Here is a 24,767-nt window from a genome sequence, read left to right on the forward strand (position 1 = left end):
ACAGCGTGCTCCTGCGAAGGCAGGAGCCCAGTTCGGACGGTCCGATAATCCATAGAGGCCGGGACTAAACAACTAGGCTCCTGCCTTCGCAGGAGCACGTTGCGCCTTATGCCCAGGTAGACTGTCCTGGCGTGTCCGCTCCCCACTCATTTTATCCCTCGGCCAAATCCCGCAAATCCTGCGACAAGGCCGGAATAACCCCTTCGACAGAGCCTCTTTCAGCCGCTACCATCGCTCTTATGAAACCCGTTATCTTCGGCCTTTCCGGTGAGACCCTGACTGCGGACGAGCGCGCCTTCTTCCGGCAAGCGCAGCCTGCCGGCTACATCCTCTTCCGGCGCAATATCGTGGACAGGGAGCAGCTTCGGGCGCTGACCGATGATCTGCGGGCGCTGCATGGCCGGGACGATCTGCTCATCATGATCGATCAGGAAGGCGGCCGGGTGGCGCGGATGCAGGCGCCCGTCTGGCCGAGTTTCCCGCCCGGCGCCGTGTTCGACCGGCTCTATGAGGTCGCGCCGTCCAGCGCCATCGCGGCCGCCCGCGCCAATGCCCGGGCGATCGCCGCCACGCTGACGGAAGTGGGGATCACGGTCGATGCCTTGCCCTTGCTCGATGTGCGGCAGGCGGGGGCGAGCGATATCATGGGCGACCGGACGCTGGGCGCCGAACCGATGCGGGTCGCAGCGCTGGGACGGGCGGTGATCGAGGGACTGGCCGATGGCGGGGTGGTCGGCATCGTCAAGCATATGCCGGGCCATGGCCGGGCGATGGTCGACAGCCATCATGAACTGCCCATCGTCACCGCTGACGAGGATGCGCTGGCGGTCGATCTGGCGCCGTTCCAGGCGCTCAAGGACGCGCCCATGGGGATGACGGCGCATGTCGTCTATACCGCCTGGGATCCCGATCTGCCTGCGAGCCTGTCTCCCTCCATCATCGAGACCATCATCCGGGGGCGGATCGGCTTCGATGGGCTGCTGATGTCCGACGATCTCGACATGAAGGCGTTGAAGGGCAGCATTCCCGAACTGGCGGCGGCCACGGTTGCGGCGGGATGCGATCTGGCGCTCAATTGCTGGGGGCGGATGGACGATATGGTGGGGATTGCCGATCTGCTGCCGGAGATCACGCCGGAGGCCATGACGCGCCTCGGTCGCGCGATGGCGTCGACGCACAGGCTGTCGGACGGCCCGCTGTTGGAGGAATTGCTCGCCACCCGCGATGCGCTGCTGGCGATGGTTCCGGCGTGAAGAGGGGATGCCACAAAAACCTAAAAGCGATAGTCTAGCGATGGACGATCTTTTCACCCCTCCCGCCGTTCCCCGGCCTGAAACCCTTATGCTCAGTTTCGAAAGCTGGGAGGGGCCGCTCGACCTGTTGCTGGCGCTGGCGCGGACGCAGAAGGTCGATCTGCGCGAAATCTCCATCCTCGCGCTGGTCGAGCAATATCTCGCCTATATCGAGGGCGCGCGGAAGCTGAAGCTGGAGCTGGCCGCCGATTATCTCGTGATGGCGGCGTGGCTCGCCTATCTCAAATCGGCGCTGCTGCTGCCCAAGGAGGCGCAGCCCGACCCCAGTCCGGAGGAACTGGCGCTGCGTCTGCAATTGCGGCTCCAGCGCCTGCACGCGATGCGGGAGGCGGGCGCGCGGCTGATGGCGCGGGACCGGATCGGCCGCGACGTCTTCGCGCGGGAAAAGCCTGAAGGGCTGCGCCTCGTCCGCAGGGCGAAATGGGCGGCGAGCCTGTTCGACCTGATCCAGTCCTACGGCCAGATTCGCGCCCGGACCCAGCCGGTCGTGCATATGGTCGCGGTTCGACCGGTGATGACTCTGGACGAAGCGATCCAGCGGGTCAGCACCCTGGTCGGCGCGGCGATCGACTGGACCGCGCTTGAAGCCTTCCTGCCGACCGGGCAGGATGGGCCGATGGCACGATCGGCGCTCGCCAGTAGTTTCGTCGCCGCCCTGGAACTGGCGCGGCAGGGGCGGCTGGAAATCCAGCAGGAGGGGATTTTCGAACCCATTTTCCTGCGCGCCGCCGTGCCGGAACCGACTGCGGGACGTCTGTTGTGATCGAAGAACCTGATGATTTCCTCCGCGCCGTCGAAGCCGTGCTGTTCGTCTCCGAACAACCGCTGACCCTAGCCGAACTCAAGCTGCATGTGGGGGAGGCGGGGGATCTGACCGCCGCGCTCGCGACATTGAGCGATCACTATGCCGGGCGCGGCATCAATCTGGTCGAGCGGGGCGGGCGCTGGCATTTCCAGACGGCCGCCGATCTGGCCCATATCCTGCGCCGTGAGAAGGACGAGACGCGCAAGCTGTCCCGCGCCGCTATGGAAACCCTCGCGATCATTGCCTATCATGAGCCGGTGAGCCGCGCCGAGATCGAGGCCATCCGCGGCGTTCAGGTGGCGAAGGGCACGCTGGACGTGCTGATGGAGGCGGGATGGGTGCGGCCCGCAGGACGACGGGAAGTGCCGGGGCGGCCGCTAATCTATGCCACCACGCATGAATTCCTGTCACATTTCGGCCTTAGCAGCCGCCGCGACCTGCCGGGTATCGACGATCTGCGCGCCGCGGGTCTGCTCGATCCGGTGGATTTGGCGCTTGAGGGTCTGGGCGCCCAATCCGTTGTGGAAAATGACGAGGAAGACGCTTAGATCATATTCTGTGGCAATATGATCTGCGGGCTTTGTTTGCCGTGATTTCCGAGCCGTGAAATGTTCCATTTCACTCGAAATCACTTTAGATAAGCGGCAGTTTCAGGAGAAAGTTAAAATGGGTTCCTTTTCGCTGATGCACTGGGTCATCGTTCTCCTGGTGGTCATGCTGCTGTTCGGCGGCGGCCGGATTTCCGGGTTGATGGGTGACGTCGCCAAGGGCATCAAGAGCTTCAAGAAGGGCATGGCGGAGGATGACGACGATGTCGTGCCGACCAAGCCCGCCACGCGCATTGAGGGCCATCGCGTTCCGGAACAGGATGCGTCGACTGCCACGCCAAATGCGGCAGACGAAAAGACCAAGGCCTGATTTTCCTCCGGCCGGGGCGGTAGGCACGCATGTTTGGTATCGATTCGTCTGAGCTTCTGGTGATCATCATCATTGCGGTGATCGTCATCGGCCCGAAAGACCTGCCTCGCGCGCTCTACAAAGTGGGGCAGATCGTCGGGAAGGCGCAGGGCATGGCGCGCCATTTCCGCACCGGCATCGACGCGATGGTTCGCGAGGTTGAGCTGGAGGAGCTGGAAAAGAAATGGGCCGCGCAGAACAAGCGGATCATGGAAGAGCATCCACCGGAAACGACCGGGGAGCTGGAAGCGCTGCCTGCACCTGGCGCTGAAGCGGCGGCTGGGGAAGTGCCCCCTTTCGTGGCCGAATCCGCGCCGGCGACTGAGGCGCCGCCCTATGTGGCGGAGGTCCAGCCCGCGACCGACGGACCGCCCTATGTCGCGCAGGAGCCTGTGCGGAGGGGGGACGCGGGGGCATGAAGGATATCGACGACAGCAAGGCGCCCCTGCTCGACCATCTGATCGAGCTGCGTGGGCGGTTGCTCAAATGCGTCTATGCGCTGTTCATCACGGGCGCGATCTGCTTCTATTTTTCGGAGCAGTTGTTCGCGATACTGGTCTATCCGCTCAAGGAAGCCTTTGGCGATGGCGGTGGGCGGCTGGTCTATACCAAACTTTACGAAGCCTTTTTCGTGCAGGTGAAGATCGCGGTTTTCGGCGCTTTCTGCCTGTCCTTTCCAATCATCGCGAACCAGCTCTGGGCCTTTGTCGCGCCGGGGCTCTACGCGAAGGAGAAGAAGGCGCTGCTGCCGTTCATCATCGCCACGCCTTTTCTCTTCGCCATGGGGGCGTCGCTCGCTTATTTCGTGGTGATGCCGACCGCCTTCCATTTCTTCCTGGAATTTCAGGGGAATAGTAGCGGCCTTCAGGTGGAGGCGCTGCCGAGCGCGGACGCCTATCTGGGGCTGGTGATGCAGTTCATCCTGGCCTTTGGAATCAGTTTCCTGATGCCGGTGCTGCTGATGCTGCTCAATCGGGCGGGCTTCGTCAGCCGGGCGCAGTTGATCGGCCTGCGCCGCTATATGATCGTTGCCGCCTTCATCCTGGCCGCAGTGCTGACGCCGCCCGATGTGGTGTCGCAACTGATGCTCGCGATCCCGTTGCTGGCGCTGTATGAGATTACCATCATCGCCATCTGGTTCACTGACCGGAGACAGGCCAGGGACGTGGCGGCGGCCGAAGCTGCGAGCTGAAGAAAAAAGGCTCGCCGGGGAGGCGAGCCTTTTCAAATCAGTTGGCGGCGTTCTCGACCGCCTGGCCAGCGCTCTGCACGTCCTTGCCGGCACCCTCGACCGTATTGCAGGCCGCGACCATCAACGAACCGGTCAGCAAAAGGGCAGCTAGAATCTTCCTGGTCATCATCGTCTCCTTTTCAGAGCTTTTTGTCCTGCATCCCTGACGGGAAATGCTTCAACCGGACATCATGCCGGTGACCCAAGGAACAACCCGCCGCTCGGAAAAGCGTTCCGAAAGCGAAAATATCTCCGATTTCCGTGGGATAGGCCCAAAAATTCTGAGCCCGGAACGCGTCGGGGGGGGGAGATGCGTTCCGGGCTCATGTTTTTTTGGATAGCAAGAGCGGGGGGCAAAAGATTTGCTATCCGCAGTGCAGAACTATCGGGCGGAGGATTAGGTTCCCGGAGCTCCGAAAAATCACCAGATTTTTATTCTGTTATTTTTCAACAAGTTGAATGGTTTCTGACGAATTAAACGTAAAATATTCCCTCCGCCGCCAAAAAAATCCAGGTCAGATGAGGGGACGGCCGCTGTTGCGATATTCGGGCCGGATCGTCGACTGGGGAAGGCCGGGCGCCGCAGCGGGCAAGGGATCGGCGGTCGCCGCGCCGGATGTGGCGGACGGGGAGGAAATGGGGATGGGCAGTTCCAGGGCCGGGGCGAACGGCAAGGGCTTCACCGGCCAGGCCGGACCTGACTGCGTTTCCCGCCCCAGATAGGCGGCGCGGAAGGCGGCGGGCGTTCCGTCAAAGCCGGACGGACGGTAGAAGATATGCGCGCCGATCACTGCAACGGGCCGCATTGCCGTCGCCCAGTCGGGCCGGACCGCCAGCGTGTGATAATAGGTGGCGAGGCCCACGGGCTGATAGACGAGGCCGGAGAGGGCTTGGGCGGCGATGCGGCGCGCGCGTGCCCAGCCTTTGGCGTTGGCCATGCGCGCCATGGAACCGTCGCAACTGAAGGTGAACTGGCAGCGATAATCGGCGCGTTCCGACCCTTGATAGATGACGCCGCACACGCTTTGCGGCCAGAGCGGGTTGCGCACCCGGTTCAGCACCACCTGCGCCACGGCGCGCTGGCCCTCTTCCGGCTCGCTCCCGGCCTCATAATAGATGGCGGAGGTCAGGCAGTTGAGCGCCCTGTAGCTGTCGAGCGCGGTCAGGCCGCGAAATGCCATGGCGGGGGCGACCTGCACCGCGTCGAGTCCCAGAACATGCTCGCTGTTCAGCGTGGCGGCGCCAGCTACGGGATCGAAAGCGCCCTCGGCGAAGAAAAAGGCTGATCCGGGGAAATTCTGGCCCGGCTTTTCGGCGGGGTCATCCTGGATTCCCGTCGCGGCCAGAAGGTCGAGAGGCGCGGCGGTGATCAGGCGCGGCGCGGCCAGTGCGACAAGCGCCAGCGCGGCGATCGCGCCATGCCTCGCCCTCATCGCCTTTACTGTCCTGCCGCCCGCCAACTGATCTTTTCCTCTGATAATCCGTAGCTTGGCACCGGCCATAAGGGAAAAGCCTTGCCATTTCCTCCCACGATTACGCGCTGTCCCGCAATGGAACAGCGGGGGAAGCAAAGCTTAACGGGGCGAAGGACAAACCGGACTTTTGCGCGGCCATCATTCCCTTGCTTGGCAAGGGCGTATCTGGTCCGCTATGCGGAGACCATGCTGGTTCAGAATGATAGCCTTGCCCTGATTGGCAACACGCCGTTGGTGCGCCTCACCGGCCCTTCGGAAGAGACGGGCTGCGACATTTTCGCCAAGTGCGAATTCGCCAACCCCGGCGCTTCGGTGAAGGATCGCGCCGCGCTGTTCATCGTCAACGATGCCGAGGAAAAGGGGCTGTTGAAGCCTGGCGGCACGATCGTGGAGGGCACGGCGGGCAATACCGGCATTGGCCTTGCACTGGTGGCCAATGCCAAGGGGTATAAGACGATCATCGTCATGCCCGAGACGCAGAGCCGCGAGAAGATGGACACGCTGCGCGCTCTGGGCGCCGAGCTGGTGACGGTTCCGGCGGCTCCCTATTCCAACCCCGGCCATTTCGTGCACACCTCGCGCCGTATGGCCGAGGAAACCGAAGGGGCGATCTGGGCGAACCAGTTCGACAATATCGCCAACCGCAAGGCGCATATCATCGGCACGGCCGAGGAGATCTGGACCCAGATGGATGGGCAGGTCGACGGCTTCACCTGCGCGGCGGGCACGGGCGGGACGATTGCGGGCGTCGGACTGGGCCTGAAGGCGCATGACGAGAATATCATCATTGCGCTAAGCGATCCGCATGGCGCGGCACTCTACAATTATTATGCCCATGGCGAGTTGAAGGCGGAGGGCAATTCGGTGGCCGAGGGTATCGGGCAGGGCCGGATCACCGCCAATCTGGAAGGCGCGCCGATCGATACGCAGTTCCGCATTTCCGATGAAGAAGGGCTGCTCTGGGTGCGGCGCTTGTTGGCCGAGGAAGGGCTATGTCTGGGGCTGTCCTCGGGCATCAATGTCGCGGGCGCGGTGGCGCTGGCGAAGCAGCTCGGGCCGGGCAAGCGGATCGTCACCATCCTGTGCGATACGGGATTCCGTTATCTTTCAACGCTCTACAATCGCGAGTGGCTGGAATCGAAGGGCTTGACTGTCTTCCCCTGGCTCGCGCACACTCGTTGACTGTCGATACGGGTCTCGACAGCGAGAAAAAAGAGCGCTTCATGGCTGAAACACCCCGCCAACAGGAAGGGTTGCAGCGTGTCCAGATCGGCCTCACCGGGCTGGCGGGCGTGGTGTTGCTCGTGGGTCTGGCGAATATCGTGATCGACAAGGCGCGGATCGACGATCCGACCGTGCCGCCGCCGACCGTGCCCACGCTGGACGTCAATGCCGTGTCGCCCAAGGAGCCTCTCGCGGAACTGGGCGTGCAGCCCGCGCCGGAGCAGGCGCCGATCGTGCCGGACTTGCAGCCGGACCCTAATTTGAAGAAACCCATGGATCGCGAGATTCCGCCGGCCTCGCGCTGACTGATCACTTGAAATTTCTGCTCCGAACTTGGGCGATGCTGGCTTTGCTGGGGGTGCTGGTGCTGCTCGGCGGGCTTCCGGCGTTGCTGCGGACGGGACAGGTCGATCCGCGTGGCTGGATGCTGCCTGCGCTGTTGTTGATCCCGGCGGCCGCTTTTTTAAAAGCGCGGCGGGGTGAGGGGGCGGCCTGGTGGGCCGGGCTGGGAACGGCGGGGGCGGTGCTATCTTGCACGTTTTTGGCGAGTTGGCATGTGCCGGGGTTGGTGCCGGTGGCGTGGTTGCTCGGCGTGGTGGCACTGGCAACCTTGTCGGGGCTTCAATTTGAAAGGTTTCGTGCTCCTGCCTTTGCAGGAGCACGGCAGTTGGTGGGGCTAGGGCTGGCTCTGCTGGCTTTGGCGATATGTTGGCTTGCCAAAGAGCCTCGCGTTGAACCTTTACAACGGCGGCCGGAATTGGCGGTCATCAGCGGCCTGCCGCTTTTCTGGAGAGACGGCGAGAAAGGGCTGGCGGCCAAGGCTGACGCGCCCATCATCACCCTGCTGCGCCAGCGCTTCACGGTCACGCCTGTCGACAGCCCAGTCGCGCTGGAGAGGAGCCGGACCAAGGCGCTGCTGCTTGCCCAGCCGCGCGCCTTTTCGATGGACGAGTTGGTGGCGCTCAATGCGTGGATCAGCCGGGGCGGCAAAGCGCTGATCCTGGCCGATCCGCAATTGCGCTGGCCGATGGGCTTGCCATTGGGTGACCGGCGCCGGCCGCCTGCCGTTACCCTGCTCTCCGCGATGATCGAATATTGGGGCGTGAAGCTGATGCCGCCTGCCGCTGGAGCGGAGGAGGAACGCCGTTTTCTGGGCGATGGGCGGATGCTGACCGTCTATGCGGCCTCGGGTTTCGATGATGCCGGGCCGGATTGCCGCATCGTCGGGCGCGGGCTGGTGGCGCACTGCGGGGTGGGAAAGGGGGTAGCGACCATCGTCGCCGATGCCGACCTGATCGACGACCGGCTCTGGCTGGCCGATCCGGCCGCGCCGTTGGACACCGATCAGTGGACCGCCGATACGCCGCAATTTGTCGCACAGGCCTTGGGTGACGAGCTTCCCGCCGGTCGCCGCTGGGTCAGGTCGGGCCAGGCGCTGGTCAACGCCGTCCGCTGGGCAGCTCTGGCCGGGATTTTCTGGGCAGCCTTGGGCGCGGTGCTGTTCCGGCGGCGGAATCGGGCGCATTTTGACCGCTCTCGACAACATGTCATCGTCCCGAAACCGGAAATTGGGGACTAAATACCAGAACAAAACAGGATTTCCCGGATTATCCCAAAATATCCCTTTTCTTGAACCCCGTGGCTTGGTATTTGAAAGCCATAGGGGTTTGTCAGGCTTTGCTAGTCCTGTGAGCCGGTTCGTCATCGTGGCGATCCGGTTGGCGACGGCCTGCGCCCTGGGAACAGAGGGGCAGCGGTCCAAAAGTGTCGGAAGTCATTCTCTATACGGGCAACGCGTTCAGCGTCGCGGACGGCAAGGGCCGTTTCGTGCTGCCCCTGGAGATGCGCCGGCAGGTCAAGCTCTCCAGCGGCAACGAAACGCGGCTTTTTCTCTCGGTCCATGGCGGCAACCCCTGCGCCACGGCCTTTGGTGAGTCGCACCGCCGCCATCTGTTCACCGAAGTCGAGGAACTGGCCCGCGAAGCGCGCGCGGCCGGCCGCGACTATGATGCCGATCTGGAGCTGGAACGCCGCCTCGGCACGATCGAGGAGGTGAATTTCGACGAAGGCGGCCGCTTCGCCATGCACCCCGATATCAAGGAGGAATATGGCATCGCCGATGCAGTATTTTTCTATGGCGTGGGCCGCTACATCCAGATCTGGAAGCCCGAAACGCTGGTCGGCAGCAAGGACCGGCCGGAACTGATCCGCAACAAGGTGCGCCGCTGGCTGGACCAGCGCGAAGCGGGAGGCGGCAAGTGAGCGCTCCCGTCGACCCCGATCGTCACATTCCGGTGCTCATCGACGAAGTGCTCGACGCTCTCGCCATCAACCCCGGCGAGGTCCATGTTGACGGCACCTTCGGCGCGGGCGGCTATTCCAGCGCCATGGTGGGCAAGGGCGCGAAGGTCTTCGCCTTCGACCGCGATCCCGATGCGATTCGGGAAGGACAGGCGCTGGCCGACGAGAAGGGCATTGCCCTGATCGCCGGTGAGTTTTCGCGGATGGAGGAACTGCTGGCGCAGCGGGGCGTGACCTCGGTAGCGGGCGTGACGCTGGATATTGGCGTGTCCTCGATGCAGCTCGACCGGGCGGAGCGGGGCTTTTCCTTCCAGGGTGACGGGCCGCTGGACATGACCATGAGCCAGAGCGGCATGAGCGCCGCCGATTTCCTCAACAATGCCCCCGAGCAGGAAATTGCCGATGTCCTGTATCGCTATGGCGAGGAGCCGCGCTCGCGCCGCGTGGCGAAAGCGATTGTCGAGGCGCGTCCGTTGGAGCGTACCGGCCAGTTGGCGAGCGTCGTGCGCCGGGCGCTCGGCCACAAGCCGCATGACAAGAAAGACCCGGCCACCCGGACCTTCCAGGCGATCCGCATCCATGTGAACCGCGAACTGGAGGAGCTGGAGCGCGGGCTGGAGGCGGCCGAGGCGATTTTGGAAGAGGGCGGGCGGCTGGCGGTCGTGACCTTCCACAGTCTGGAAGACCGCATCGTCAAGCAGTTCCTGCGCAATCGCAGTGGCGGCGAAGCAGGTGGATCGCGCCATTTGCCTCAGAAGAAACTCGGTCCTGCGCCCACTTTCGAAAAGCCTGCCAAGGCGGTGCGGCCGGGAGAGGCGGAGCTGGCCCGCAATCCCCGAGCCCGATCCGCCACCTTGCGCAGCGCCATTCGCACTTCCGCCCCTGTTGCCACCCGGAGTCCCCGTTCATGATCGCGGTCAAGAGATTGCAGAGCCTGATCTGGATCCTGCTCGTCGCGTTGGGTGCGCTGGGAGCCTATATGGTGTCGCTGAAGGTCGCGACCGAGCGCAACGAGCTGATGAAGGTGCGGGTGCAGATCGCGCGGGCGAAGGCCGATATCCGCTATCTGGAGACCGAGTTCAGCGCGCGCGCGAACATGCGCCAGCTTGAACGCTGGAATCAGGATGATTTCATGTATGCGACGCCGACCGCCCAGCAATATCTGGCGGGCGAGCGCGCTCTGGCGCATCTGGACGGCGTGCAGCCCAATGGGCCGGACTATGTCGCGCCGCCGGTGATGGTGGCGATGGTGCAGACGCCCGCCGACCTGCCCTCCGCGCCGCAGGCTGCCCCGGCGAGCCCCGCTGCGACGCAGATCCGCAGCGACATCGCGGTGATTCGCGAAGCCCATGCCGCCGACAATGTCGACAAGATCGCCAAGCCCGTGGTCAAGACCGCCAAGGAAAAGGCAAAGGACGACGCCGACAGTTCGAAGCCCAATCCCGTCGCCCGCCGCGCCGAGCGGATGGCGATGCTGGACGCGAAGCTGCTGGACGACAGCACCATGGGCGATCTGACGGCGCAGGCCAAGCGCGAGCGTCGCAAGGGGGATCGCTGAAATGGCGACGATCATCGTCCAGCCGGGCGGAGCCAGAGCGGGCAAGCAGCGGGTCGACCTGACGGCGATCGCGCACAACCGGCTGATGCTGCTGCTGATCCTGTTCTTGGTTGTTACGGGGGTGGTGGTCCTGCGGCTGACCTGGGTCGGCATTTTTTCGGGTAGCGGACGGGGCGGCGACGTGATGTCGGGACTGCCTGCTCGGGCCGACATTGTGGATCGCAACGGGGTGCCGCTGGCGCGGACCATGGACGCTTATTCCATTGCCGTGCGGCCTTCCAAGCTGATCAGCGATCCATCCGATCTTGCGCGCAAGCTGCATGAGATTTTTCCCGATGAACCGGAATCGGCCTTCCACAAGAAGCTGACCGGCAAAGGCTGGGCCTATCTGCGTCGCCGCGCGCTGCCCGAGGAAGTGGCGGCGGTGAATGCGCTGGGCGAGATCGGCATCGAATTTCCGCGTGAAAAGGAGCGGCTCTATCCGCAGCGCACCTTGGCGGCGCATGTGCTTGGCTTTGCGCCCAATGCGGATGGCAAGGGTGGCATGGGCGTCGAAGCCGCGTTCAACGACCGCCTGACCGATCCGGCGCTGCGTGGGCAGCCCTTCGCCATGTCCATCGATAGCCGGGTCCAGGGCGCGCTGGAGAGCGAGCTTTACGCGCAATTGGTGCAGACCCGCGCCAAGGGCGCAAGCGGGGTGATCCTGGACGCCAATAGCGGCGAAGTGATCGCCATGGCTTCGATCCCGGTCTTCGATCCCAACAAGCTGCAAAATTACGCGGGCAAGTCGTGCAGCGAATCGCCGCTCTGCAACCATATGGTGCAGGCGCGCTATGAGCTGGGTTCGGCGTTCAAGCCGCTTTCGATCGCCGCGGCGATGGACCGGGGGATCGTGACCTCCATGTCCAGGACCTATGACGCGACAGCCCCACTTGCCATCGCCGGTTTCCGGATCAAGGACGACCATCCGCTCGGCCGCTGGATCAACGTGCCGGAAATTCTCGTGCACAGCTCCAATATCGGCACGGCGCGCATCGCTGACCAGATGGGCGCGGAGCCTTTGCAGCATCTTTTCCGCGAGTTGCACTTCAACGATCGCGCGCCGATCGAACTCAACGAACGCGCCGGGACGCTGTGGCCGGCCAATTGGGGGCGCATCACCACGCTGACCGTTTCCTATGGCCATGGCATCGCCGTAACGCCTTTGCATCTCGCTTCGGCTTATGCGGCGCTGGTCAATGGCGGGCTGTGGCGGCCCGCTACGCTGCGCAAATTGAAGGCGGATGAAGTGCCGGAGGGCCGCAGGGTCTTCTCCGCCGCCACCAGCGCGCGCATGCGGCAACTGTTGCGCATGATCGTCGCGGCGGGTACAGGTCGCAGCGCCGACGCCAAGGGATACCGGGTGGGCGGCAAGACTGGTTCGGCCGAAAAACCCCAAGAAGGCCGGTATAACAAGACTTCGCTGGTGACGACTTTCGCTTCTGCCTTCCCGATGGACAATCCGCGCTATGTGGTCCTCGTCACCATGGACGAGGCGACGGGTCAATATGGCCTGCGCACGGCGGCCTGGACCGCCGCGCCGGTGGTGAAACGGGTGGTCGAGCGCACCGGGCCGATGCTGGGCGTGCTGCCCGACGAGCGCCGCGACGTCGATATTTCCGACCTCATGCCGTTGCTGCACGGCGACAAGGAGAAAGAATAGGATGCGCCTCGGGTCGCTCATCGAGGGGCTGGATGCAAAGCCCGACACCAAGGCATCGCTAGATGTGCCGGTGTCGGGCTTTGCGATCGATAATCGGAAGGTTGCGCCGGGCACGGTGTTCGGCGCCTTCCAGGGCGCGCGCGTGAATGGCGAGGATTATATTGCCGCCGCCGTGCGCGCAGGAGCCGTGGCGGTCGTTGCCCGGCCCGAGGCCAAGGTCGATGGCGCGATCCATATCGCCCATGACAATCCGCGCCGCTTGTTTGCGCAGTTGGCGGCGCGCTATTTCGCGCCTTTTCCGGATGTCACGGTTGCCGTCACAGGGACCAACGGCAAGACCTCCACGGTGGAACTGACGCGGCAATTGTGGCGGATGCTGGGGCATCATTCGGCCTCCATCGGCACTTTGGGCGTCACCACCTCGGTCGACCAGGTGTCCACGGGGCTGACCACGCCGGACATCGTGACTTTCCTCTCCAACATGTCCGGCCTGAAGCGCGAGGGCGTCACCCACGCCGCGTTCGAGGCGTCGAGCCATGGCCTTGCTCAATATCGCACCGAAGGGCTGCCGGTGTCGGTCGGCGCCTTCACCAACCTGTCGCGCGATCATCTCGATTATCATGGCGACATGGACAGCTATTTCGAGGCCAAGATGCGGCTGTTCGACGAGGTGGTCGCGCCCGATGGCACGGCGGTCGTGTGGGCCGATGACGAGTGGTCGGACAAGGTCATCCAGCGGGCTACGAAGCGGGGGCTTCGTGTGCTGAGCGTCGGGGTGCAGGGGCTTGGCTTTCGCCTTGCCAACCGCACCCCGACCCAGTTGGGCCAGACGCTGGAAGTCGGGGTTGAGGGCAAGCTCTATAAGGTCAATCTGCCGCTGATCGGCGCCTATCAGGCTGCCAATGCGCTGACCGCCGCCGGGCTGGTGATCGCGGGCGGCGAGGATGTGGGCAAGGTGCTGGAACTGCTCGGCCGGGTTCAGCCGGTGCGCGGGCGGTTGGAGCGCGCCGTCATCACCAGAGCGGGTGCGCCGGTCTATGTCGATTATGCGCATACGCCCGATGGGTTGCGCGCCGCGATCGAGGCGCTGCGTCCGCATACGCGTGGGCGCTTGATCGCGCTGTTCGGTGCGGGCGGAGACCGCGATGCGGGCAAGCGGCCGCAAATGGGCAAGGTCGCGGCGGAACTGGCCGACCATGTGATCGTGACCGACGACAATCCGCGTTCGGAGGAACCTTCCTCGATCCGCGCCGCCGTGATGGCGGGCGCGCCGGGGGCAGAGGAGATTGGCGGGCGCCGCGCCGCCATTGCCGCCGCCATTGCGCAGGCGGGCGCGGATGATATCGTGCTGCTTGCGGGCAAGGGGCATGAGCAGGGGCAGATTATCGGGGACCGTGTGTTGCCCTTTGACGATGTGACCGTGGCGCGGGAATGCGCCGGATGAGCGCATTGTGGACCTCCGAAGAGATTGTGCAGGCCACAGGGGGCGTCGCTTCGGCGCCCTTCGCCGTTTCTGGCGTGGCGTTCGACAGCCGCGAAGTGACGGACGGCGACCTGTTCGTCGCGATGAAGGGCGAAACGACGGACGGTCATCGTTTCGTGGGAAAAGCCTTCGGGCAGGGCGCGGCGGGCGCCATCGTCAGCGAACCGATCGCCCAGCCGCACGTGCTGGTGCCCGACAGCGCGGCGGCGCTGGTGGCTTTGGGCCGGGCCTCGCGCGCCCGGATGCAGGGCAAGGTGGTCGGCGTCACTGGATCGGTTGGTAAGACCGGCACCAAGGAAGCGCTGTTCCATGCGCTCGACCGGATCTGCCCCGGCAAAGTGCATCGTTCGGTCAAAAGCTATAATAATCATGTCGGCGTGCCCCTCAGCCTGTCGCGCATGGCGCGGGACTCGGCTTTCGGCGTGTTCGAAATGGGCATGAACCATGCGGGCGAGCTGGCCGCGTTGACGCAGCAGGTGCGGCCGCATGTCGCCATCGTCACCGCCATAGCGCCCGCCCATATCGAATTTTTCGGCACCGAGGAGAAGATCGCGGAGGCCAAGGCCGAGATTTTCGAAGGGCTGGAACCGGGCGGCACGGCGGTCATCCCCTATGACAGCCCCCATGTCGCCACGCTCTATGCCAAGGCGGAGCGGCATGCCGCGCGCATCCTGACCTTCGGCTTTGATCCGGAGGCCGATGTCCACGCCCGCGAGATGGTGCCGGCTGCGGGCGGCGGCACGCTGGTCACGGCGACGCTGCCCGGCGTGGAGCTATGCTTCACCGTGGGCGCACCGGGCGAGCATTGGGTGTCCAATGCGCTGGCCGTGCTGGCGGCGGTCGAGGCGCTTGGCGGCGACCTGGCGGCGGCGGGGCTGGCTCTGGCGGAGATGCCGGGGCTGCCGGGCCGGGGCGAGCGGCGCATTGTGCCGGTTGAGGGCGGCGAGGCGCTGCTGATCGATGAAAGCTACAACGCCAATCCGCTGAGCATGGCGGCAACGCTCAAGCAGTTGGGCCGCGAGCAGGCCAGGCGCCGCGTCGCCGTGCTGGGCGGTATGCGCGAGCTGGGCGACCGGAGCCGGGAGCTGCACGCCGGGCTGGTCGAACCGCTGACGGCGGGACAGGTCGATTATGCCATCCTCGTTGGCGAGGAAATGCAGCCGTTGGCCGACGCGCTTGCCAAAAACGTAGAGGGCGTGATCGCCTTCGACCATGTGCCCGACGCGGCCAAGGCGACCGATCTCCTTCAAACCGAAATGCGCGCGGGCGACGCGATCCTGGTCAAAGGCTCGAACGGCATCGGCCTGTCGCGCCTCGTCGCCGCGCTCAAGGAAAAGACGAACTGATGCTCTACTGGCTGGCCCAGACCATGGATTTCGCGGGTGTGTTCAACCTCATCCGTTATTTGAGCTTCCGCGCCGGCGCTGCGATCGCAACCGCGCTGATTATCGGCCTGGTGATCGGTCCGCGCTTCATCGGCTGGCTGCGGGTGCGGCAGGGCAAGGGGCAGCCGATCCGCGACGACGGCCCGCAGACCCACCTCGCCAAGCGCGGCACGCCGACCATGGGCGGCCTCATGATCCTGACGTCGGTGGTGACGTCGGTGCTGTTGTGGATGGACCTGTCGTCCATCTATGTGTGGGCCTGCCTGTTCGTGACGCTCGGTTTCGGCGCCATCGGCTTCCTCGACGATTATGACAAGGTGACGAAGGCCAGCCACAAGGGGCTTTCGGGCAAGATGCGTCTGGCCTTCGAATTTCTGATCGCGGGCTTCGCGGCATGGCTGATCGTCAGCCAGCATGGCAACACCGCGCTGTATGTGCCTTTCTACAATGGCCCGGCGATCGAGTTGGGGCCGTTCTACTTCCTGTTCGCGGCCTTCGTGATCGTCGCGTTCGGCAATGCGGTGAACCTGACCGACGGCCTCGACGGTCTTGCCACCATGCCGGTGATCATCGCCTGCATGGCCTTCATGGCGATCGTCTATCTGGTGGGCCGCGCCGACTTTGCGGGTTATCTGGGCATTCCCCACGTGCCGGGCGCAGGCAACCTCACTATCCTTTGCGGCGCGATCATCGGGGCAGGTCTGGCCTTCCTCTGGTTCAATGCGCCGCCCGCAGCCGTGTTCATGGGCGATACGGGCAGTCTTGCGCTCGGTGGCACCATTGGCGTGATCGCCGTCACCGCGCATCATGAAATCGTGCTGGGCGTGATCGGCGGGCTGTTCGTGGTCGAGGCCATGTCCGTCATCATCCAGGTCTTCTTCTACAAGCGCACCGGCAAGCGCGTGTTCAAGATGGCACCGATCCACCATCATTTCGAACAGTTAGGCTGGGCCGAACCGACCGTCGTGATCCGTTTCTGGATCATTTCCTTCGTGCTGGCCCTGGCCGGCCTCGCCACTCTGAAGCTCCGGTGAGCGCCATGGGGATCGTATCCGACGTCTTTGCGGGCAAGAAATATGCGGTGCTGGGTCTGGCCCGTTCCGGCCTCGCCACGGTCGAATGCCTGGCGGAAAGCGGGGCGCAGGTCGTCGCCTGGGATAGCCGCGACGAAGCCCGCGCGGCTGTCGCGTACAAGGCGGAACTGGCCGATCCGGCGGAGATCGACCTCAAGGGCTTTGACGGTGTGGTCGTTTCGCCCGGCGTGCCGCTCAACAAGCATCCCATCGCCATGCACGCCAAATTGGCGGGCGTACCGATCATCGGTGACATAGAGCTGTTCGCGCTGGCCCGCCCTGCGCTCCCCAGGCATCGCGTGGTCGGGATCACCGGCACCAACGGCAAGTCGACCACCACCGCGCTGGTCCATCATATCATCGAGACGGCGGGCATCCCGACGCGCATGGGCGGCAATATCGGCCTTCCCATTCTCGGGCAGGATCCACTGCCGGAGGGCGGCGTCTATGTGCTGGAGCTGTCGAGCTATCAGATCGACCTGACGCAGAGCCTCGATTGCGATGTGGCGGTGCTGCTCAACATCACGCCGGACCATCTGGATCGCTATAATGGCTTTGAGGGCTATGTGGCGTCCAAGGCGCGGCTGTTTGCGATGCAGTCGGCGGGGCACCGCGCCATCATTGCGGCCGAAGATGAACCGAGCCGTTCCATCCTCGCCCAGGTCTGCCAGGCCCGTGGCGGTGGAGAAGATGTGGTCGAGGTGTCGTCCGGGTTGGTTGATCCTGTGGAACAGCGTGGCTGGCCCTCGCTGCAAGGGCCGCATAACGCGCAGAATGCCGCAGTCGCGATGGTAACGGCTGCGGCGCTCGGTATTGATCCTGCTACGATCAAAGCCGCCTTTGCCAGCTACGCCTCGCTCCCGCACCGCATGCAGCGGGTGCGGGAACTGAACGGCGTCCTCTACGTCAACGACAGCAAGGCGACCAACGCAGCCTCGACCGCGCCTGCTCTGGCGGCCTATCCGCCGGTCGAGGGGCGCAAACGGCTGCACTGGATCGTCGGTGGCCTCGCCAAGACCGACAATCTGGACGAGTGCGCGCCCTATTTCGACAATGTGGCGCAGGCCTATACCATCGGTGAAGCGGGGCCTATGTTCGCTGAGTTGTTGCGTGGCTCTATGGCGGTGGATGACTCGGAAATGCTATCCGCCGCCGTTCGCCGCGCGGCGAGGGTGGCCCAGCCGGGGGATGTGGTGCTGCTGTCGCCCGCCTGCGCGAGTTTCGACCAGTTCCGCGATTTCGAGGCGAGGGGCGATGCCTTCGCCGCCGCCGTCGCGGCACTGGAATAGAGGGGCAAGAGGCATGTCCAGAGCTGGTGAACTGGTCAGGGAGTTCAGGAACCGTACCGTCCCGCGTGAGCGCACGGCGCTGGCCATCTGGTTCTGGGAAATCGACCGCGTGCTGCTGTCGCTGATCGTCGCGCTGATGGCGATCGGGCTGGTCGCGGTCGCGGCGGCTTCGCCCGTGGCGGCGATCGACCGGTCGACCAGTACCATTTCCGTGACGCCGCTTATCTATTTCTACCGCCAGTTGATGTGGGTGTTCATCGGCCTGCCGATCATGCTGGTGATCTCCATGCTGCCTCGCACGCAGGCGCGACGGCTGGCTTTCTGCCTGTGCATCGTCTTTGCGCTGGCATTATTGTTGGTGCCGGTGCTCGGGTCCACGGTGAACGGGGCGAAGCGCTGGATCGACCTACCGGGTTTTCGTTTCCAGCCGTCCGAGTTTCTGAAGCCCGTCTATGTGGTGACGATGGCCTGGCTGTTGTCGCTGCGCGGCAAGGACATGACGCTGCCGGTGATCCAGTTGACCTTCGTGACCACCGCGATGATCGCGGTGGTACTGATGCGGCAACCGGACTTTGGTCAGACGGTGATCTTCCTCGCCTGCTGGGGCGGGCTGCTGCTGCTGTCGGGCGTGTCGATGCGCGCCATTGGCGGTTTGGCGGGCGCCGGGCTGGGTGGCTTGGTATTAATGTACATATTCTATGAGAATGGCCGCCAGCGCATCAATGACTTTCTCGGCATCGGCGTGGCGCAGGATACCGGGCCGGACCAGACCGAACTGGCTTTCCGCACCATCACCCATGGTGGCTTTCTGGGCGTCGGTCCCGGCGGCGGGCAGAATAAATTCCGCCTGCCCGAAGCGCATACCGACTATATCTTCTCCGTGATCGGGGAGGAGTTCGGCCTGCTCGCCTGCATCGGCATCGCCTGCGTCTATCTGGCCATCGTCGTGCGCGTTTTCCTGCGGATGCTGGACGAGGACGATAATTTCACCATCCTCGCAGCAGCAGGCCTCACCACCCAGTTCGGCTTACAGGCGATCATCAACATGGGCGTCAATGCGCAGATATTTCCTTCCAAGGGCATGACGCTGCCCTTTATCAGCTATGGCGGCTCCTCTATGCTGGCGCTTTGTATCGGCGTCGGCCTGTTGCTCGCGTTCACGCGGCGCAATCCCTTCATGGGTCGGCACACGGTCGTCAAATGGAGTGGTCGATGAGCATTTCCCGTCACTTCGTCCTCGCCGCAGGCGGGACGGGTGGTCATATGATTCCGGCGCATGCCGTCGCGGAAGAGCTGATGCTGCGCGGCCATCATGTCGCTCTGGTGACCGATGAGCGCGGCGCGAAGATTCCCGGCATTTTCGATAAGGCGCAGGTCCATGTCATGCCCGCAGGGCGGATGACCAAGAATCCCAAAAGCTGGCCGGGCGCCTTGAATGCGATCCTCGCGGGCCGGGCGATGGCGCGACGGCTCAACGAAACCTTCCGTCCAACCGCCGTGGTGGGTTTTGGGGGCTATCCGGCCATGCCTGCGCTGCTCGGCGCGCTGGCCGACGGTATCCCGACCGCCATCCATGAACAGAATGCGGTGTTGGGCCGGGTGAACCGCTATCTGGCCGGGCGGGTCGATGCCATCGCGACCGCTTATCCGGAGGTCGGACGGCTCAAGGACAAATATGCCGGGAAGGTTCACCTGATCGGCAATCCGGTGCGCGAGGAAGTGAAGCATCTGCGCGAGGAGGAATTTCCGGCGCTGACCGACGAAAGCGTCTTTCGCGTACTGGTGATCGGCGGCAGCCAGGGGGCGACGATCCTTTCCAGCGTGGTGCCCGATGGCCTGGGCATGTTGCCTTTGAGCCTCCGCCGTCGCCTGCAAGTCACCCAGCAATGCCGCGCCGAGGATATCGAACGTGTGCGCAAGCTCTATGCCGATCTCGAAATCCCGGCGGATCTCGCGACCTATTTCAACGATGTGCCGGAAAAGCTGGGCTGGTCGCACCTCGTCATCGCCCGCGCGGGTGCTTCGACGCTGGCCGAACTGACCTGCGCGGGCCGTCCGGCGATCCTGATTCCGCTGCCGAGCGCCATGGACGATCACCAGACCGCCAATGCCCGCGAAATGACCGAGGCGGGCGGCGCGCGCACCATCCCGCAGGCGCGCTTCACGGCGGTCGAGCTCGCCAAGCAGATGCAGAAAATGGCGCTGGAACCCGGCGCCCTCCAGAACGCCGCCAGGCGCGCCCGCGCCTGCGGCCGCCCCGATGCCGCGCGTGATATGGCCGATTTGCTGGAAAGCATCGGGCCGGCGCCGATCATGAATGATCCGCTGCGGGTTGGTCCTACGCCCACCAGCCTGAATTTGCAGGGTGTTCCTGCATGAAGAACGCCAACCTCTCCCCGTTCGCCCCGAGCATGTCTAAGGGCTTGGTTGAACCTGGCGAAGCACTTCACTGCGTTCAGTGGACGGCTTCGACTTCGCTCAGCCCGAACGGTTTTGCATATAAGGAATCCCGCGCATGAAGGGTGTCGGCACCGACATCGGCACGATCCATTTCATCGGCATTGGCGGGATCGGCATGTCCGGCATCGCTGAGGTGATGCATAATCTGGGTTACAAGGTTCAGGGATCCGACGTGGCGGAAGGCTATGTCGTTGAAGGGCTGCGCAAGAAGGGCATTGACGTGATGATCGGCCACAAGGCCGAAAATCTGGGCGATGCCGCCGTGGTCGTGACCTCCACCGCGATCAAGAAGGGCAATCCGGAAGTCGATCTGGCGCTGGAAAAGCGCGTCCCCGTCATCCGCCGCGCGGAAATGCTGGCGGAACTGATGCGGCTCAAATCCACCGTCGCGATTGCGGGCACGCATGGCAAGACGACGACCACGTCGATGGTGGCGGCGCTGCTGGACGCGGGCGGGGTGGACCCGACCGTCATTAATGGCGGCATCATCAACAGCTATGGCTCCAACGCCCGTTTGGGCAAGAGCGACTGGATGGTGGTGGAAGCCGATGAGAGCGACGGCAGTTTCCTGCGGCTCGACGGCACGCTGGCGGTCGTGACCAATATCGATCCCGAGCATCTCGACCATTATGGCAGCTTCGACAAGGTGAAGGACGCGTTTGTCGAATTTGTCGAGAATGTGCCTTTCTATGGCGCGGCGATGCTGTGCCTCGATCATCCGGAGGTGCAGGCGATCCTGCCGCGCGTGCAGGACCGGCGCATCGTCACTTACGGCTTCTCCGCGCAGGCCGATATTCGCGGCGAGAATGTCCAGCCCATCCCCGGCGGCAACCGCTTCGATGTGCAGATCCGCGAGCGGGACGGCTCGACCCGCCGCATCGAAGGGATCGAGATGCCGATGCCCGGCCGCCATAATGTGCTGAACGCCATGGCGGCGATCGGCGTGGCGCTGCAAATGGGGATCAACGACACCACGATCCAGACCGGCTTCGCCAAATTCGGCGGGGTGAAGCGGCGCTTCACCAAGGTCGGGGAAATCGCTGTCGACGGCGGCACCGCGACGGTCATCGACGATTATGGCCACCATCCGGTCGAGATCAAGGCGGTGCTCGCCGCCGCTCGCGAAGGGGCGAAGGGCCGCGTCATTGCCGTGGTCCAGCCGCACCGCTTCACCCGCCTGCGCGACCTGATGGACGAGTTCCAACAGGCCTTCAACGACGCCGACATCGTCTATGCCGCCCCGGTCTATCCGGCGGGCGAGCAGCCGATCGAGGGCGTGGACAGCGCCGAACTGGTCGCGGGTTTGAAGCGCCGGGGGCATCATCGCGCTTCGATCGTCGAGGGCGCCGATGAGCTTGCCCGCGTGATCGCCGCTGATGTTCAGGCGGACGACATGATCATCTGTCTCGGCGCGGGGGACATCACAAAATGGGCGGCGGGGCTTGCTGCTGCCGTTGCAGCGAAAGAGGCCGCCTGATGTTCGAACTGTTCAATGTCGGCCTGGAAATGCAGAAGCGGATAATCGACATTCAGATGCAAGGCATCGAAGTCGCCCGCGAAATGGTCGATACGGCGCAGCGCAATGTCGAGGCCGGACAGGCCGCGACCCAGGCGGGCGAAGCGGGCATGAAAGCGATGAAGGGCTGGATGCGGCTCTGGGGGATGCGCGATTGACGTTGGCGGCGACGGCCCTTCCCTCGGTTCGCGGCTCGCTCAAGGCTGATGCGCCGCTTGGCCCCCTCGTCTGGTTCAAGGCGGGGGGTCTTGCGCAATGGCTGTTCGAGCCGAAGGATGCGGAGGATCTCTCGGATTTTCTGCGTGATCTGGACCCGGCGATCCCGGTGATGGCGCTTGGCCTAGGTTCCAACCTGATCGTCCGCGATGGTGGTGTTCCGGGCGTGGTCGTGCGGCTCGGCAAGCCCTTCGCCAAGGTCGAGCAGATCGATGCGACCGCCCTGCGCTGCGGGGGAGGGGCTTCGGGCATCCTCGTTTCCTCGACCGCGCGGGATGCGGGGATATCGGGACTGGAGTTTTTGCGTTCCATCCCAGGCACGGTCGGCGGCTTCGTGCGGATGAATGGCGGCGCCTATGGCCGCGAAACTTGCGATATTCTCGTGGAATGCACGGTCGTGCTGCGATCCGGCGAGATCGCCACGCTGCCGCTCGACGCATTGGGCTATACCTATCGCCACAGCACTCTGCCGGAAGGCGCGGTGGTGGTAAGCGCAATTTTCCGGGGTTTACCGGGTGAACCTGCCGCGATCCAGGCGGAAATGGACCGCATCGCCGCCGCTCGCGAGGAGAGCCAGCCGCTTCGCAGCAAGACCGGCGGTTCGACCTTCAAGAATCCCGCCGGGCACAAGGCTTGGGCGCTGGTAGATGAAGCCGGTTGCCGTGGCCTGCAACGGGGCGGCGCGCAGGTTTCGGAAAAGCATACCAATTTTCTTCTCAACCTGGGTGACGCGACCAGCGCCGACATCGAAGCCTTGGGCGAGGAAGTCCGCCGCCGGGTGAAGGAAAAAAGCGGCATTGAACTGGAATGGGAAATTCAGCGCGTTGGCCTGTTTGCCGACGAGGCAAAAGTGGAAAATCTTGTGGGAGTGAAGAAGTGAGCCGTGGTCCGTGGCATGTTGCCGTCCTGATGGGTGGCTGGTCCGCCGAGCGGCCCGTTTCGCTGTCCTCGGGCGAAGGCGTTGCCAAGGCGTTGGAATCGCGCGGCCATAAGGTCACGCGCATCGACATGGACCGCGACGTGGCCCTGCGCCTCTCCGAAACCAGGCCCGACGTGGTGTTCAACGCCCTTCACGGCGTCCCCGGCGAGGATGGCACGGTGCAGGGCATGATGGACCTGATGGGTCTCAACTACACCCATTCGGGGCTCGCCACCTCGGTCATCGCGATCGACAAGCAGCTCACCAAGCAGGCGCTGGTGCCCCATGGCATCCCTATGCCCGGCGGTCAGATCGTCAAAAGCGACAGCCTGTTCGAATCTGACCCCCTGCCGCGCCCCTATGTGGTGAAGCCGGTTAATGAGGGCAGCTCGGTCGGGGTCGCCATCGTGACGCAGGACGGCAATTACGGTTCGCCCATTGGCCGGGATGTCGAGGGACCATGGCTGCATTTCGATGAGTTGTTGGCCGAACCCTATATTCGCGGCCGGGAACTCACGACCGCCGTACTAGGCGACGAAGCGCTGCTGGTGACGGAATTGCGCCCGAAAAGCGGCTTCTACGATTTCGACGCCAAATATACCGATGGCATGACCGAGCATGTCTGCCCGGCGGAGATTCCCAATGAGATTGCGGAAGCCTGCAAGGCGATCGCGCTCCGCGCGCATCAATTGTTGGGCTGCAAGGGCGCCTCGCGCTCCGATTTCCGCTGGGACGATAATCAGGGGATCGAGGGGCTGTTCCTGCTGGAAGTGAACACTCAGCCGGGAATGACGCCCTTAAGCCTCGTTCCCGAACAGGCGGCGAAGCTCGGCATTGACTATGCCGAGCTGGTGGAGCGTATTGTCGAGGACGCGTTGAAGGGGAAGCAGCACGCAAAGGGGGCAGATCATGGCTGAAGCACGCATCCGGCGTGGCGGGACGGCGCGGCTGACGCGCGCGACCGGCGCGCGCGGCCGCAGCGGAGGGAGAGGCCGCTCGGTCAAGCGCCGGAACTGGGTCGACAGCCTGCTCGACCTGCTCCCTTTCAGCGAGGAAACGCTCCAACGCATGGCGAGCTGGGCCATCGTTAGCATTGTGCTGGCGGGCTTGGTCGGCATGGCCATGCTGATGGGCCTTCCCGCCATGGCCGGGCAGAAGGCCTCCGAACTCGCCGCCAATGCGGGCTTCGAGGTCGAGAAGGTCGAAGTGCGTGGCGTCGAGCGGATGGACGAACTGCCCATCTACAATATCGCGCTGGGACAGGTGAGCCGCTCCATGCTGTCGCTCGATCTGCCCAAGGTGCGGGACGACATGCTGAAGCTTGGCTGGGTCAAGGATGCGCGCATTTCCCGCCGCCTGCCCGATACGCTGGTTGTCGATATCGTCGAGCGCGATCCGGTGGCGGTTTGGCAGCATGACGGCCAGCTCCATCTGATCGACGTGCAGGGCGTGGTGCTGCAATCGGTGTCCGCGGGCGCGATGCCCGACCTGCCGCTGGTGGTCGGTCCCAATGCCAATCTCCAGACGGCGGGCCTCAACAAGTTGATGGAAAATGCGCCTGCGCTGAAGCCCATGCTGGCCGGTGCCACCTGGGTCGGGGACCGGCGCTGGGATCTGCGCTTTCAGTCGGGTGAGACGCTATCCCTGCCCGAAGGCGACAAGCCGTCGGCCACGGCGCTCGTCAATTTCGCGCGGATGGATGGCGTGAACCGCCTGCTGGGCCGGGGCATCGTCAAGTTCGACATGCGCGATCCCGACCGCTTCGTGCTGCGTCTGCCGCAGGGCCAGGGCACCGGCACGTCCAGCGAAAAGCCGGCGGCAAGCGCGGACGCGCCCGCCAAGGGCGAGGAAGGCTGATCC

At 64.2% G+C, this 24,767-nt stretch carries 26 protein-coding genes; 24 read left to right on the forward strand and 2 right to left on the reverse strand.

Translation table 11 applies throughout. The features are described 5' to 3' along the window. Positions 1 to 239: 239 nt before the first annotated feature. The 6 genes from nagZ (at position 240) to tatC (ending at position 4,267) form a co-directional block, all read left to right on the forward strand. A complete protein-coding gene (nagZ, locus tag VVT58_RS00920; RefSeq protein WP_327751964.1) occupies positions 240 to 1,253 on the forward strand; it encodes a beta-N-acetylhexosaminidase in 1,014 nt (337 codons plus the stop codon). Positions 1,254 to 1,293: 40 nt separating this feature from the next. Next, positions 1,294 to 2,076: a ScpA family protein gene (locus VVT58_RS00925; protein WP_327751963.1), complete on the forward strand. Its 783-nt coding sequence runs from the start codon at positions 1,294 to 1,296 to the stop codon at positions 2,074 to 2,076. Beyond that, positions 2,073 to 2,666, forward strand: coding sequence for an SMC-Scp complex subunit ScpB (gene scpB / locus VVT58_RS00930; protein ID WP_327751962.1), 594 nt, complete (start codon positions 2,073 to 2,075; stop codon positions 2,664 to 2,666). The genes VVT58_RS00925 and scpB overlap by 4 nt, the downstream gene beginning before the upstream one ends. A gap of 118 nt (positions 2,667 to 2,784) precedes the next feature. Continuing rightward, positions 2,785 to 3,036: a twin-arginine translocase TatA/TatE family subunit gene (locus tag VVT58_RS00935; RefSeq protein WP_066559414.1), complete on the forward strand. Its 252-nt coding sequence runs from the start codon at positions 2,785 to 2,787 to the stop codon at positions 3,034 to 3,036. 29 nt (positions 3,037 to 3,065) lie between these two features. Continuing rightward, a complete protein-coding gene (gene tatB, locus VVT58_RS00940; RefSeq protein ID WP_327751961.1) occupies positions 3,066 to 3,494 on the forward strand; it encodes a Sec-independent protein translocase protein TatB in 429 nt (142 codons plus the stop codon). Then, on the forward strand, positions 3,491 to 4,267 hold the full coding sequence (gene tatC, locus VVT58_RS00945) for a twin-arginine translocase subunit TatC (protein ID WP_066559409.1): 777 nt from the start codon (positions 3,491 to 3,493) through the stop codon (positions 4,265 to 4,267). Before tatB ends, tatC begins: the two co-directional genes overlap by 4 nt. Positions 4,268 to 4,304: 37 nt before the next feature. Here tatC and VVT58_RS00950 read toward each other — a convergent pair whose 3' ends face one another. Further along, positions 4,305 to 4,433, reverse strand: coding sequence for an entericidin A/B family lipoprotein (locus VVT58_RS00950; RefSeq protein ID WP_025546951.1), 129 nt, complete (start codon positions 4,431 to 4,433; stop codon positions 4,305 to 4,307). Between the two features lie 388 nt (positions 4,434 to 4,821). Further along, positions 4,822 to 5,739, reverse strand: coding sequence for a cell wall hydrolase (locus VVT58_RS00955; protein WP_327751960.1), 918 nt, complete (start codon positions 5,737 to 5,739; stop codon positions 4,822 to 4,824). 228 nt (positions 5,740 to 5,967) lie between these two features. On the opposite strand from VVT58_RS00955, the gene VVT58_RS00960 reads away from it, so the two are divergent. The 18 genes from VVT58_RS00960 to VVT58_RS01045 all read left to right on the forward strand — a co-directional run bounded on the left by VVT58_RS00960 (position 5,968) and on the right by VVT58_RS01045 (position 24,764). Continuing rightward, on the forward strand, positions 5,968 to 6,963 hold the full coding sequence (locus VVT58_RS00960; RefSeq protein WP_327751959.1) for a cysteine synthase A: 996 nt from the start codon (positions 5,968 to 5,970) through the stop codon (positions 6,961 to 6,963). Between the two features lie 41 nt (positions 6,964 to 7,004). Further along, positions 7,005 to 7,310, forward strand: a complete 306-nt coding sequence (locus VVT58_RS00965; RefSeq protein ID WP_044660141.1) for a hypothetical protein — start codon at positions 7,005 to 7,007, stop codon at positions 7,308 to 7,310. 8 nt (positions 7,311 to 7,318) lie between these two features. Beyond that, entirely contained in the window at positions 7,319 to 8,584 is a 1,266-nt protein-coding gene (locus tag VVT58_RS00970; RefSeq protein ID WP_327751958.1) for a Gldg family protein, read from the forward strand. Between the two features lie 185 nt (positions 8,585 to 8,769). Further along, positions 8,770 to 9,267 carry a division/cell wall cluster transcriptional repressor MraZ gene (locus tag VVT58_RS00975; RefSeq protein ID WP_327751957.1) on the forward strand — a complete coding sequence of 166 codons (498 nt, stop codon included), beginning with the start codon at positions 8,770 to 8,772 and terminating at the stop codon, positions 9,265 to 9,267. Further along, the gene (gene rsmH, locus VVT58_RS00980) at positions 9,264 to 10,217 is read left to right on the forward strand and encodes a 16S rRNA (cytosine(1402)-N(4))-methyltransferase RsmH (protein ID WP_327751956.1); all 954 of its coding nucleotides are present in this window, start codon (positions 9,264 to 9,266) and stop codon (positions 10,215 to 10,217) included. The genes VVT58_RS00975 and rsmH overlap by 4 nt, the downstream gene beginning before the upstream one ends. After that, positions 10,214 to 10,864: a colicin transporter gene (locus VVT58_RS00985; RefSeq protein WP_066559400.1), complete on the forward strand. Its 651-nt coding sequence runs from the start codon at positions 10,214 to 10,216 to the stop codon at positions 10,862 to 10,864. The genes rsmH and VVT58_RS00985 overlap by 4 nt, the downstream gene beginning before the upstream one ends. Before the next feature lies 1 nt (position 10,865). Beyond that, positions 10,866 to 12,566 carry a penicillin-binding protein 2 gene (locus VVT58_RS00990; protein ID WP_327751955.1) on the forward strand — a complete coding sequence of 567 codons (1,701 nt, stop codon included), beginning with the start codon at positions 10,866 to 10,868 and terminating at the stop codon, positions 12,564 to 12,566. Position 12,567: 1 nt separating this feature from the next. After that, a complete protein-coding gene (locus VVT58_RS00995; RefSeq protein ID WP_327751954.1) occupies positions 12,568 to 14,010 on the forward strand; it encodes a UDP-N-acetylmuramoyl-L-alanyl-D-glutamate--2,6-diaminopimelate ligase in 1,443 nt (480 codons plus the stop codon). After that, complete coding sequence (gene murF, locus VVT58_RS01000) at positions 14,007 to 15,395, forward strand: UDP-N-acetylmuramoyl-tripeptide--D-alanyl-D-alanine ligase (protein ID WP_327751953.1); 1,389 nt, start codon at positions 14,007 to 14,009, stop codon at positions 15,393 to 15,395. Before VVT58_RS00995 ends, murF begins: the two co-directional genes overlap by 4 nt. Further along, a complete protein-coding gene (gene mraY, locus VVT58_RS01005) occupies positions 15,395 to 16,468 on the forward strand; it encodes a phospho-N-acetylmuramoyl-pentapeptide-transferase (RefSeq protein WP_327751952.1) in 1,074 nt (357 codons plus the stop codon). Before murF ends, mraY begins: the two co-directional genes overlap by 1 nt. A gap of 5 nt (positions 16,469 to 16,473) precedes the next feature. Continuing rightward, positions 16,474 to 17,796, forward strand: a complete 1,323-nt coding sequence (murD, locus tag VVT58_RS01010; protein WP_327751951.1) for a UDP-N-acetylmuramoyl-L-alanine--D-glutamate ligase — start codon at positions 16,474 to 16,476, stop codon at positions 17,794 to 17,796. A gap of 13 nt (positions 17,797 to 17,809) precedes the next feature. Continuing rightward, positions 17,810 to 19,012: a putative peptidoglycan glycosyltransferase FtsW gene (locus VVT58_RS01015; RefSeq protein ID WP_327751950.1), complete on the forward strand. Its 1,203-nt coding sequence runs from the start codon at positions 17,810 to 17,812 to the stop codon at positions 19,010 to 19,012. After that, on the forward strand, positions 19,009 to 20,175 hold the full coding sequence (murG, locus tag VVT58_RS01020; RefSeq protein WP_327751949.1) for an undecaprenyldiphospho-muramoylpentapeptide beta-N-acetylglucosaminyltransferase: 1,167 nt from the start codon (positions 19,009 to 19,011) through the stop codon (positions 20,173 to 20,175). Before VVT58_RS01015 ends, murG begins: the two co-directional genes overlap by 4 nt. Positions 20,176 to 20,311: 136 nt before the next feature. Further along, entirely contained in the window at positions 20,312 to 21,733 is a 1,422-nt protein-coding gene (murC, locus tag VVT58_RS01025) for a UDP-N-acetylmuramate--L-alanine ligase (protein WP_066559383.1), read from the forward strand. Next, positions 21,733 to 21,930, forward strand: a complete 198-nt coding sequence (locus VVT58_RS01030) for a hypothetical protein (RefSeq protein ID WP_327751948.1) — start codon at positions 21,733 to 21,735, stop codon at positions 21,928 to 21,930. Before murC ends, VVT58_RS01030 begins: the two co-directional genes overlap by 1 nt. Continuing rightward, the gene (murB, locus tag VVT58_RS01035; RefSeq protein ID WP_327751946.1) at positions 21,927 to 22,868 is read left to right on the forward strand and encodes a UDP-N-acetylmuramate dehydrogenase; all 942 of its coding nucleotides are present in this window, start codon (positions 21,927 to 21,929) and stop codon (positions 22,866 to 22,868) included. The genes VVT58_RS01030 and murB overlap by 4 nt, the downstream gene beginning before the upstream one ends. Further along, positions 22,865 to 23,824 carry a D-alanine--D-alanine ligase gene (locus VVT58_RS01040; protein WP_327751944.1) on the forward strand — a complete coding sequence of 320 codons (960 nt, stop codon included), beginning with the start codon at positions 22,865 to 22,867 and terminating at the stop codon, positions 23,822 to 23,824. The genes murB and VVT58_RS01040 overlap by 4 nt, the downstream gene beginning before the upstream one ends. Next, positions 23,817 to 24,764 (forward strand): cell division protein FtsQ/DivIB, encoded by a 948-nt coding sequence (locus VVT58_RS01045; RefSeq protein ID WP_327751943.1) that lies wholly within the window; start codon positions 23,817 to 23,819, stop codon positions 24,762 to 24,764. Before VVT58_RS01040 ends, VVT58_RS01045 begins: the two co-directional genes overlap by 8 nt. The last annotated feature ends 3 nt before the right edge of the window (positions 24,765 to 24,767 follow it).

Source organism: Sphingobium sp. SJ10-10, from assembly GCF_036038995.2.
Lineage (GTDB): Bacteria > Pseudomonadota > Alphaproteobacteria > Sphingomonadales > Sphingomonadaceae > Sphingobium.

What these genes read in the sequence shown, in the direction of transcription:
- nagZ (WP_327751964.1), top strand. Translation starts at nt 240, where the DNA reads ATGAAACCCGTTATCTTCGGCCTTTCCGGTGAGACCCTGACTGCGGAC.
- VVT58_RS00925 (WP_327751963.1), top strand. Translation starts at nt 1,294, where the DNA reads ATGGACGATCTTTTCACCCCTCCCGCCGTTCCCCGGCCTGAAACCCTT.
- VVT58_RS00935 (WP_066559414.1), top strand. Translation starts at nt 2,785, where the DNA reads ATGGGTTCCTTTTCGCTGATGCACTGGGTCATCGTTCTCCTGGTGGTC.
- tatB (WP_327751961.1), top strand. Translation starts at nt 3,066, where the DNA reads ATGTTTGGTATCGATTCGTCTGAGCTTCTGGTGATCATCATCATTGCG.
- tatC (WP_066559409.1), top strand. Translation starts at nt 3,491, where the DNA reads ATGAAGGATATCGACGACAGCAAGGCGCCCCTGCTCGACCATCTGATC.
- VVT58_RS00950 (WP_025546951.1), bottom strand. Translation starts at nt 4,433, where the DNA reads ATGACCAGGAAGATTCTAGCTGCCCTTTTGCTGACCGGTTCGTTGATG.
- VVT58_RS00955 (WP_327751960.1), bottom strand. Translation starts at nt 5,739, where the DNA reads ATGAGGGCGAGGCATGGCGCGATCGCCGCGCTGGCGCTTGTCGCACTG.
- VVT58_RS00960 (WP_327751959.1), top strand. Translation starts at nt 5,968, where the DNA reads ATGCTGGTTCAGAATGATAGCCTTGCCCTGATTGGCAACACGCCGTTG.
- VVT58_RS00965 (WP_044660141.1), top strand. Translation starts at nt 7,005, where the DNA reads ATGGCTGAAACACCCCGCCAACAGGAAGGGTTGCAGCGTGTCCAGATC.
- VVT58_RS00985 (WP_066559400.1), top strand. Translation starts at nt 10,214, where the DNA reads ATGATCGCGGTCAAGAGATTGCAGAGCCTGATCTGGATCCTGCTCGTC.
- VVT58_RS00990 (WP_327751955.1), top strand. Translation starts at nt 10,866, where the DNA reads ATGGCGACGATCATCGTCCAGCCGGGCGGAGCCAGAGCGGGCAAGCAG.
- VVT58_RS00995 (WP_327751954.1), top strand. Translation starts at nt 12,568, where the DNA reads ATGCGCCTCGGGTCGCTCATCGAGGGGCTGGATGCAAAGCCCGACACC.
- murF (WP_327751953.1), top strand. Translation starts at nt 14,007, where the DNA reads ATGAGCGCATTGTGGACCTCCGAAGAGATTGTGCAGGCCACAGGGGGC.
- mraY (WP_327751952.1), top strand. Translation starts at nt 15,395, where the DNA reads ATGCTCTACTGGCTGGCCCAGACCATGGATTTCGCGGGTGTGTTCAAC.
- murD (WP_327751951.1), top strand. Translation starts at nt 16,474, where the DNA reads ATGGGGATCGTATCCGACGTCTTTGCGGGCAAGAAATATGCGGTGCTG.
- VVT58_RS01015 (WP_327751950.1), top strand. Translation starts at nt 17,810, where the DNA reads ATGTCCAGAGCTGGTGAACTGGTCAGGGAGTTCAGGAACCGTACCGTC.
- murG (WP_327751949.1), top strand. Translation starts at nt 19,009, where the DNA reads ATGAGCATTTCCCGTCACTTCGTCCTCGCCGCAGGCGGGACGGGTGGT.
- murC (WP_066559383.1), top strand. Translation starts at nt 20,312, where the DNA reads ATGAAGGGTGTCGGCACCGACATCGGCACGATCCATTTCATCGGCATT.
- VVT58_RS01030 (WP_327751948.1), top strand. Translation starts at nt 21,733, where the DNA reads ATGTTCGAACTGTTCAATGTCGGCCTGGAAATGCAGAAGCGGATAATC.
- VVT58_RS01045 (WP_327751943.1), top strand. Translation starts at nt 23,817, where the DNA reads ATGGCTGAAGCACGCATCCGGCGTGGCGGGACGGCGCGGCTGACGCGC.